9 protein-coding genes are annotated in these 8,749 nt (G+C 73.4%); 3 read left to right on the top strand and 6 right to left on the bottom strand.

From position 1 onward, the window contains the following. Positions 1-83: 83 nt before the first annotated feature. The 5 genes from cseC to ACFW9D_RS29685 form a co-directional block, all read right to left on the bottom strand. Complete coding sequence (gene cseC, locus ACFW9D_RS29705) at positions 84-1,448, bottom strand: two-component system sensor histidine kinase CseC (protein ID WP_384626882.1); 1,365 nt, start codon at positions 1,446-1,448, stop codon at positions 84-86. Positions 1,449-1,474: 26 nt separating this feature from the next. After that, the gene (cseB, locus tag ACFW9D_RS29700) at positions 1,475-2,203 is read right to left on the bottom strand and encodes a two-component system response regulator CseB (protein WP_384626879.1); all 729 of its coding nucleotides are present in this window, start codon (positions 2,201-2,203) and stop codon (positions 1,475-1,477) included. Positions 2,204-2,227: 24 nt separating this feature from the next. Continuing rightward, positions 2,228-2,905 carry a hypothetical protein gene (locus ACFW9D_RS29695; RefSeq protein ID WP_384626876.1) on the bottom strand — a complete coding sequence of 226 codons (678 nt, stop codon included), beginning with the start codon at positions 2,903-2,905 and terminating at the stop codon, positions 2,228-2,230. Next, on the bottom strand, positions 2,893-3,435 hold the full coding sequence (locus ACFW9D_RS29690; RefSeq protein ID WP_188338303.1) for a SigE family RNA polymerase sigma factor: 543 nt from the start codon (positions 3,433-3,435) through the stop codon (positions 2,893-2,895). The genes ACFW9D_RS29695 and ACFW9D_RS29690 overlap by 13 nt, the downstream gene beginning before the upstream one ends. A 154-nt stretch (positions 3,436-3,589) precedes the next feature. Continuing rightward, positions 3,590-4,492 carry an A/G-specific adenine glycosylase gene (locus tag ACFW9D_RS29685; RefSeq protein WP_188338304.1) on the bottom strand — a complete coding sequence of 301 codons (903 nt, stop codon included), beginning with the start codon at positions 4,490-4,492 and terminating at the stop codon, positions 3,590-3,592. A 175-nt stretch (positions 4,493-4,667) separates the two neighbouring features. Here ACFW9D_RS29685 and ACFW9D_RS29680 point away from each other — a divergent pair, with 175 nt between their 5' ends. Further along, a complete protein-coding gene (locus tag ACFW9D_RS29680; protein ID WP_384626872.1) occupies positions 4,668-6,233 on the top strand; it encodes a sensor histidine kinase in 1,566 nt (521 codons plus the stop codon). A 95-nt stretch (positions 6,234-6,328) separates the two neighbouring features. After that, positions 6,329-6,949: a response regulator transcription factor gene (locus tag ACFW9D_RS29675; protein WP_188341492.1), complete on the top strand. Its 621-nt coding sequence runs from the start codon at positions 6,329-6,331 to the stop codon at positions 6,947-6,949. A 58-nt stretch (positions 6,950-7,007) separates the two neighbouring features. Here the strand turns inward: ACFW9D_RS29675 and ACFW9D_RS29670 are convergent, their stop codons facing one another. Further along, positions 7,008-7,667: a phosphatase PAP2 family protein gene (locus ACFW9D_RS29670; RefSeq protein WP_384626869.1), complete on the bottom strand. Its 660-nt coding sequence runs from the start codon at positions 7,665-7,667 to the stop codon at positions 7,008-7,010. 161 nt (positions 7,668-7,828) lie between these two features. Between ACFW9D_RS29670 and ACFW9D_RS29665 the strand changes: the two genes are divergently transcribed. Next, a complete protein-coding gene (locus ACFW9D_RS29665) occupies positions 7,829-8,644 on the top strand; it encodes a hypothetical protein (RefSeq protein ID WP_188338308.1) in 816 nt (271 codons plus the stop codon). Positions 8,645-8,749: the final 105 nt, after the last annotated feature.

Raw genomic sequence — 8,749 nt, 5'->3', positions numbered from 1 at the left:
GTTCCCCGCGCCCCTGAAATGCGCGGGGAACTGCGCGAGAAGCCCCACCGGACCGGCAACCGGCGACGAGACCCGCGAACCCCCTACGGGAGCCGGACGATCGGGAAGCTGCCCGTGTTCGTCGGGGCGTGTTCCGGGAGCCAGAGGACGGCCACCGCCCCGTCCGCCGGGGTCCCTTCCGGCGCCCCCGGCGCCCGGACGTTGCGGAACGTCAGACGCGCGCCCAGAACCCGGGCCTGACCGGCGGCGATCGTCAGGCCGAGCCCATGACCGTGGCCCGCCCGATGCGCCGCCCCCGTACGGAAGCGGCTCGGGCCCTCCTCCAGAAGGTCCTCCGGGAAACCGGGCCCGTGGTCACGGACCCGGACCACCCGCCCCTCCACACTCACCTCGATCGGCGGCCGCGCGTGCTTCGCCGCATTGGCCAGCAGGTTGAACAGGATGCGCTCCAGCCGGCGCGGATCCGTCGTCACCTCCGACTCGTGCACGACATCGACCCGTATCCCGTCACCGCCCCGCGCCGCGATCCGCCGGCTGACGAACTCGCCGAGCGTGATGTCCTGCAGCTCGGCCCGCTCCGCCGCACTGTCGAGCCGGGCCACCTCCAGCACGTCCTCCACGAGCGTGCGCATCGCCTGCGCCCGGTCCTTGACCAGCTCGCTGGGCCGCCCGGCCGGCAGCAGCTCGGCCGCCGTCAGCAGACCCGTCACCGGCGTACGCAGCTCGTGCGCGATGTCCGCGGTCACCCGGCGCTCGGCCTCCAGACGCTGCTTGAGCGCGTCCGCCATCGCGTCCACGGCCTGCGCCAGATCATCGGTCTCGTCCCGTACGACGCCCCCGATCGCGTCCCGCACCCGCACGTCCGCCCGGCCCTGCGCCACCTCCCGGGCGGCGCCCGCCGCCTTGCGGAGCCGGCGCGACATCTGGCCGCCGATGAGCACCCCGAGCGCGCTGCCGCCGAACACGACACAGATCGCACCGATGATCAGCGCCTGGTCCAGGTCCTTCATGACATCGGTGCTGCGGTCGGTGAAGCGGGAGTGGACCGAGAGGAGGTCGCCGTTGCCGAGCGGGACCGCGGCCCAGATGTCCGGTACCCCGCTGGCCGACTCGGAGACGTAGGTGGCGCGGCGCCCCGACAGGGCCTTGAGCCGCAGCTCGCGCGGCAGCGTCGGGTCGTTGACCTCGAAGCCGACCGGCAGATTGCCGCCGCGCGCCGCGTACTGGCGCTGCACGAACTGGATCCGCTCGTCCTGCACGTCCCGCGCGTTGTCCAGCATCGAGACACGGGCCGCGTTGTGCACCACCAGGCTCAGGGCCACCGCGACGAGCGCGCCGACCAGCGCGATCGCGACGCTGATCTTCCAGCGCACCCCGGTGTGCAGCCCCCGCCGCAGCCGCCGCGGCAGCAGCCCCCGCCACCGGGCCCCCAAAGCCGTCCCCCTCATATGTGCTTCCTCATCAGCCGGGCCGGTCAGGCCTTGAGCTTGTAGCCGAAGCCGCGGACCGTCTCGATCCGGTCCTGGCCGATCTTCGTGCGCAGTCGCTGGACGTGGACGTCGACGACGCGGGTGTCACCGCCCCAGCCGTAGTCCCACACCCGCTCCAGGAGCTTGTCGCGGGACAGCACGGTGCCGGGCGCGGAGGAGAACTCGAGCAGCAGCCGCATCTCGGTCGGCGTCAGCCCCACCGGCTTCCCGTCCCGGCGCACCTCCATGCCCTCCGTGTCGATCTCCAGGTCGCCGAAGCGCAGCACACCCCCGTCGGTCCCGGCGGGCTCGGCGGTCGCCCCCGCGGCCGCCGCGGCCGGACCGCCCGCGTGCCCGAAGCGGCGCAGCACCGCCCGGATCCGGGCCACGAGCACGGCCCCGTCGAACGGCTTGGTCACGTAGTCGTCGGCGCCGGCCTCCAGACCGAGCACCACGTCGATCGAGTCGGCCCGCGCCGACAGCATGATCACCGGCACGGTCGACTCGTCGCGGATCCGCCGGCACAGCGAGACCCCGTCGAGGCCCGGCACCATGACGTCGAGCAGCGCGATGTCCGGCCGGTCCGCGCGGAACGCCTCGAGACCCGCCAGCCCGTCCGGCATGGCGGTGACCACGAAGCCGTCCCGCTCCAGGGCGAGCTGGGTGGCCTCGCGGATCACGTCGTCGTCCTCGACGAACAGCACGTGGGTCTGCTCACCCTTGCGCTCGCCCATGTGGTCTCCCATCCTCGGCCGTGCTCAGCCGGCGTCGTCCGTGGCGGCCGGAGCGGGGGAGTCCCCGCCCACCGCGTGGCTGTAGTCGTTGTGAATGCGGCCCTGCTGCGCGAAGCGGTCCCCGTCCCACCGGTACGTGACGACCTCTTCGCCCGACGGAGAGGCGACCGAGTCACCCTTCTCGTACACCTGCTTGGTGACCACGAGATCACCCCGGTCGATCTCCGCGTAGACCGGGGGCTCCTCGGCCTGGAACACGTTCCGGTACGTGCCGTCCTCGTCGCGGTACACATACGTGCCGATCCCGACCGCGTCACCGCAGGTCATCACATTCACCACGACATCGTTCGCGGGCCCGCCGGTCAGCGTCCCGTAACTCACGTCGACGGGGTACTCGTCCGCCACGCAGGGCTTCAGGTCGCGCTTGATGTCGGTGCTGACCTTCGGGTCGTCCTTCACCAGCCGCACCGCGTTCACCGTCTTCGGGGTCGCGGACGCGACGGGGCTGGCGGCCGGGGACGGCACCGCCGAGGCGACCGGAGCGGTCCGGGCGGGTCCCTCGTCCCGGGCGCCCGTGCCACCGGCCGAACACCCGACGAGCAGAGCGGCCAAAAGCCCGAGGGCGGCGAACCCGGCGATCACCGGACTCCCCGCCTTCAGCACTTCGACGCTCCGAGAGGCACGTATGCCTAGGCCGCGCAACGCTCCCGCTCCTCCCGTTCGAGCGCGCGGGCGTCCAGGTCGCGGCTCTCCAGCTCCTCGCGGAGCCGGGCGAGCGCCCGGTGCAGCGTGCTCTTCACGGTTCCGGCCGACATGCCGAGCGCGGCGGCCGTCTCCTCTGTGGACATCTGCTCCCAGTGTCGCAGCACCACGACACTGCGCTGCTTCGGAGCCAGCACCTTCATGACGTCCATCAGCAGGGCGCGGTCCGCGTGCTGCTCCGTCGAGTCGTCCACGACCGACTCGGGCAGCTGCTCGGTCGGCACCTCTTCGAGCTTGCGCGCCCGCCACCACTCGGTCCGCGTGTTGATCATGACGCGGCGCAGGTAGGCGTCGGCCAGCCGCTTGTCGGCTATGCCGTCCCACCGCCCGTACGTCCGCACGAGCGCGGTCTGCAGCAGGTCCTGGGCGTCGACCGGGTCCGGCACCAGGCGCCGGGCGCTGCGCAGCAGAGCGTCCTGCCGCGTCCTGACGTACTCCTCGAACTCGAGCACCTCACCGCCGTGCGACATGAGCAACCGCCTCCCGATTCCTGCCCGTTCCCCGTGGTCCGCACCGGTCGGGTGCGGTCTCGGGGAAGAAGCTACGGAGGCGTTGTCACGGCGTTGTCCGTTCCAGCCTTCGACAAACGCACGGCTGCCCGTCGGTTGTGTAACGGACGCGGAGTCAGCTCGCGGGAAGCCGGTACAGACCGCCCGCGAGCGGCTCGACGAGCCCGTCGTCGACCAGCCCGTCCAGCGCCCGCGCCCGCTGCACCGGCTCGTCCCAGACCCGGTCGAGCGCGGCCTGCGGCACCGGCCCGGTGGCGTCCCGGAGCACGGCGAGCAGCTTGCCCCGCACCTGACGGTCCGTCCCCGCGTACGTCTGGCCCCGCCGCGGCGGGCCCTCGTGCGCGGGCTTCCCGGCGAGCCGCCACGCGCACATCGCGGCGATCGGGCACCGGTGGCACTCCTCGCTCTTCGCCGTGCACACCAGCGCGCCCAGCTCCATCGAGGCGGCGGCCCAGCGCGCGGCGGTCGAGTCCTGCTCCGGCAGCAGCGTGCGGGCGAGCTTGCGCTCGGCGGCCGTCGTGGCGTTCGGCGGGTACTGGACGCCCGTCACGGCGCGCGCGAAGACCCGCCGCACGTTCGTGTCCAGGACCGCGTGGCGCTGCCCGTACGCGAACGAGGCGACGGCCGCGGCCGTGTACTCCCCGATGCCCGGCAGCGCGAGCAGCTGGGCGTGACCCGTGGGCACGTCCCCGCCGTGGCGCTCCGTTATGGCCACGGCGGCGCCGTGCAGGCGCAGGGCGCGGCGGGGATACCCGAGCCGCCCCCAGGCGCGTACGGCCTCGCCGGGGGCCTCCTTGGCGAGATCGGCCGGCCGGGGCCAGCGGGCGAGCCACTGCTCGTACACGGGCAGCACGCGGCTCACCGGGGTCTGCTGGAGCATGAACTCGCTGACCATCACGCCCCACGGGCCGGCGGTGGGGCGGCGCCAGGGCAGGTCACGGGCGTGTTCGGTGAACCAGTCGATGACCGGTCCGTGCAGGTCTGAGCGATCGCTGGGGGTCTTCGTGGGCGCAGTCATGGCACTCCCGATCCTGCCACGCGCGCCGGGCCCGAACCCCCGCCTCCCCGCCCCCACGCCGCCCCGACCGCCCATTTGCCGCCCGCCACCCCGGTACGGGTCCCTCGCACGAGTAGGGGGCACCCTGTCGATCGGCAGGGGCGAGGGGAGGCCTCCGGCTTGTAGGTTCGGCCGGATGAACCGACCGGGTATCGCGCCGCTCGGGATGTGGGCAGGGCTCAGCGTCCCCGTACTGGCCTGCACATGGCTGCGCCTGGAGGAGCCCGCACCGCTCTGGCGGCCCGCCGCCGGCCTGGCCGCCCTCGCCGTCGCCACCGCCCTGCACCGCCGGCGCCGCCCCGTCGCGGCCTTCGCGCTGGCAGCGGCCCCCGGTCTGGCCTTCGCCCCGGCCCTGTTCACGCTCTCCTACGGGGCCGCCCTCGCCGTCCTCGCCCACCTGATGGGCCTGCGCGCCCTCACGACCCGCCCCGCCCTGCTCACGTTCGCCGCGCTCGCCGCGGCCGGCACCGCGAAGATCGCCGCCCGCCAGGTCGACCCCACCGCGGAGTGGCTCGTCCTCATGGCCACGCTCCTGTTCGGCGCCGTGTTCCCCTGGCTCGCCGGCCGCCACCGCCGCCAGAGCCGCGAACTGGCCGCCGCCGGCTGGGCCCGCGCCGAGCAGCTGGAACGCGAGCACCGGATCGTCGCGGACCGCGCCCGGCTGCGCGAACGGGCCCGGATCGCTCAGGACATGCACGATTCCCTGGGCCACGAACTGAGCCTCATCGCCCTCCGCGCGGGCGCGCTCCAAGTGGCCAAGGACCTGCCGGGACCCCATCGCGAGGCCGCCGCCGAACTCCGCGCCGCCGCCTCCGACGCCACCGACCGCCTGCACGGCATCATCGGCCTGCTGCGCGAGGAGGACGACGAACCGGCCCCCCTGGCCCCGCCCGGCGAGACCGTGGCGGAACTCGTGGAACGCGCCGCGGCCTCCGGCCTCCCGGTCCAGCTGCACGGCACCCCGCCCCCGGAGGACCGCACGGCGTACCGCGTGGTCCAGGAGTCCCTGACGAACGCGGCGAAGCACGCGCCGGGCGCCGCGGTGACGGTGGAGACGACCCGCGCACACAACGGTCGGAGCAGCCGGGACAGCCAAGACAGCCAGGACAGTCAGGACAGCCTGACGATCACGGTGACGACAGCGGGACCTGCTTCCCGGGCCCGCCAAGGCAGCACGGGAACGGGGACAGGTACAGGGACCGGCCTTCAAGCCCTGCGCACCCGCGTCACAGACCTGGGCGGCACTTTCGAAGCGGGCCCGCACGCAGAGGGCTTCCGAGTGCGAGCGACCCTGCCGACGATCCCGACCCGCTCCACAGCCGTCCCGCCCGACCCACGGACCCGTACACCGGGAACCGCCCGCGCCTTCGTCGCCGCGGCCGTCGCGGGAACCGTCCTGACAGCCGGCGCGTTCACCTGGTACGCCTACCGCACCACCCACGCCGTACTGACCCCCCGCGCCTACGCCACGCTCCCACTGGGCACCCCGGAGGCCGAGGCGGAGCAGACCCTGCCCGCCCTCACGATCAGCGACCCGCCCGTGGACCGCGCTCCCGCCCCGCCCCCGCCGGGCACGGACTGCCGTTACTACCGGGCCAGTGGCGAACTGTTCGTGAGCGTGGACCACTTCAGGCTGTGTTTCGCGGCGAAGGCACCGCACGCCCTCATCGACAAGACCCTGATCCCGAGGACGGGCCAGTGACGCAGAAGCAGACGCAGAAGCAGACGCAGCCGCAGGAGACTCAAGAGCAGAGGCGGAACCGGAAGATCAGAGTGCTCCTGGCCGACGACGAGGCCATGATCAGAGCGGGCGTCGCCGCGATCCTGGCGGCGGGCGACGACTTCGAGGTGGTCGCGGAGGCGGCGGACGGCCGCGAGGCGGTGACGCTGGCCCGAGCGCACCGCCCCGACGTGGCGCTGGTCGACATCAGGATGCCGCGCCTGGACGGCCTGGCGGCCGCGGAGCAGATCGTGGCGGCGGCCCCCGGCACGGCGGTGGCGATGCTGACGACGTTCTCGGAGGACGCGTACGTGACGCGCGCCCTGGCCGGCGGCGCCACAGGCTTCCTGCTCAAGTCGGGCGACCCGCACGAACTGATGGCGGGCGTACGGGCGGTGGCGGGCGGCGCCGCGTTCCTGTCGCCGCGCGTGGCCCGGCACGTGATCGACGGTCTGGGCCGCGGCGGCCGGCTCACCCGGGAGGCCGAGGCCCGCGACCGCGTGGCCGCGCTGACCCCGCGCGAGCGCGAGGTCCTCGGCCTGGTCGGCGCGGGCCTGTCGAACCCGGAGATCGCCGCGCGCCTGCATCTGGTGGAGGGCACGGTGAAGGCGTACGTGAGCACGGTCCTGGACCGACTGGGGGTCAGAAACCGGGTGCAGGCCGCGATCGTGGCGTACGAGGCGGGCCTGCTGCACTGACGGCACCGCCCGCCCCGCACCCGGAATCCGGAGCCCCTGGCCCACGTAGCCAGGATCCTCAGCGCCGATGCGCCCCGCGCCCCGACGCGTACGCGGCCCCGGCCTCGGAACCCCCGTTCCCGGGCCCCGCGAACCACCGCACCAGCCCGTTCCCCGACCCCCGCATCGCCACCGTCACCCGCGCCCCCTGCCGCGCGCACAGCCCGACCACGAGGAACGCGACCAGCGTCCCGAGCAGCAGCCCGGCCGCGACGTCGTGCGGGTAGTGCACGCCGACGAACACCCGGGAGAACGCCATGAGGATCGCCATCGGCACCGTCAACCAGCCGATCTTCGGCCAGGCGAGCGCGAGCCCGACGGCGGCCGCGGCACCGATCGTCGAGTGGTTGCTCGGGAAGGACCAGTCCCCGTAGACCGGGCAGTCGATCAGTGCGGGCAGCGCCCCGGCGACCGCGCGACAGGGCCGCTCCTCGTCGATCCCCGATTTGATCAACTCGCTGGCCACGTACGCCACGGCGGTGCCGAGCGGCGCGAGCACGGCCACGGCGAGGGCCCGGGGATCGCCCCGGCGGGCGCGCCACCAGGCGGCGACGAAGAGCACGGCGAACAGCAGCAGACCGAGTTCGGTCCACACCTCCATCAGGTCCTGGAACCAGGACGGAGTGTCGTGGGCGAATTCGAGGATGTCGCGATAGAGATCGGAGTCGATGGTTCCCATGGTCACGGACAGTACGCAACTCCCGGAGCCGTCACATCAGGCGGTGGTCGGGTGGGACCCCTGACGGAAGACAGGGGGCATGATGATGATCCGGAAAACTTGGGGGCCGAGGCGGCGGGTGGGCGCCGGACAACGGCCCGATCTCTCGTAAGGTTTGATCCGTGGGATCTTTGCGCAATCCGATCGGGCCGCTTCCCTCCTCCATCTACTGGCGCCGGAGGGTCGTTCTGCTGTCCGTCGTGGCGCTCCTCGCGCTGCTGGTCGTATGGGTCGTCAACTTCGGCGGTGGTACGGGGAACAAGGGCGCCGGCGGGACCGACGGCAAGCACCCGACCGAGTCGATCACGCCGGGCCCCTCCGGCACGGGCCCCGCGATCAGCCAACACCCCGGCGGCCGCGACGAGTCGGGTTCCGGCTCCGGCGGCGGTGAGGGTGACGGCGGTGCGGGCGACGGGTCCGACTCCGGTGACGCGGGCGGGAGTTCCGGCGGCGGCGGAGGCGGCGACGCCGGATCCGGGCCGGGCGACGGCGGGGCGACCTCGGGGGACCGGGTGCCGGCCGGGTCCAGCCTGCCGGACTGCACCGCGGGCAGCGTGACACTCTCCGTGCGCAGCGTCCGCAACTCCTACGGCCCCGACGACAAGCCCGAGCTCGTCGTCACCGTCAAGAGCACCGCCGACAAGGCCTGCAAGGTCGATCTCGGCCCGCGCACGGCGGTCATGACGATCACGAAGGCGGACGACGACAAGAAGACCTTCTGGTCGTCCGAGGACTGCCCGGCCGGTGCGGGCACGCTGCTGCTCCGCGTCCCGGCGGGCGGCAAGGTCTCCCACACCGTGAACTGGGACAAGCGGCCCAGCGCCCCGCAGTGCGCGACGCCCTCGGCCGGTTCCGCGACGCCCGGCACCTACCTCGTCGAGGTCAAGGGCGCGCAACTGGCGGGCGACCAGACGTCCTTCGTCCTCAAGGCCGACTGACCGGACCAGGTACACGAAAGAGGGGCGGGGGCGGGTGGGGCCCCCCCCGCGTTAACGTCCCCAGGCGGGGGATAACGTAACGCAGCCGGATACAGGACTCCCCCA

The sequence above is a fragment of the Streptomyces sp. NPDC059524 genome, from assembly GCF_042749255.1.
Lineage (GTDB): Bacteria > Actinomycetota > Actinomycetes > Streptomycetales > Streptomycetaceae > Streptomyces > Streptomyces xanthii.
This window is presented reverse-complemented; position numbering and strand designations above follow the sequence as displayed.

Coding starts and splice junctions, on each gene's coding strand:
- ACFW9D_RS29675 (WP_188341492.1), top strand. CDS start 6,329: ATGATCAGAGCGGGCGTCGCCGCGATCCTGGCGGCGGGCGACGACTTC.
- cseB (WP_384626879.1), bottom strand. CDS start 2,203: ATGGGCGAGCGCAAGGGTGAGCAGACCCACGTGCTGTTCGTCGAGGAC.
- ACFW9D_RS29685 (WP_188338304.1), bottom strand. CDS start 4,492: ATGACTGCGCCCACGAAGACCCCCAGCGATCGCTCAGACCTGCACGGA.
- cseC (WP_384626882.1), bottom strand. CDS start 1,448: ATGAGGGGGACGGCTTTGGGGGCCCGGTGGCGGGGGCTGCTGCCGCGG.
- ACFW9D_RS29680 (WP_384626872.1), top strand. CDS start 4,668: ATGAACCGACCGGGTATCGCGCCGCTCGGGATGTGGGCAGGGCTCAGC.
- ACFW9D_RS29670 (WP_384626869.1), bottom strand. CDS start 7,667: ATGGGAACCATCGACTCCGATCTCTATCGCGACATCCTCGAATTCGCC.
- ACFW9D_RS29690 (WP_188338303.1), bottom strand. CDS start 3,435: ATGTCGCACGGCGGTGAGGTGCTCGAGTTCGAGGAGTACGTCAGGACG.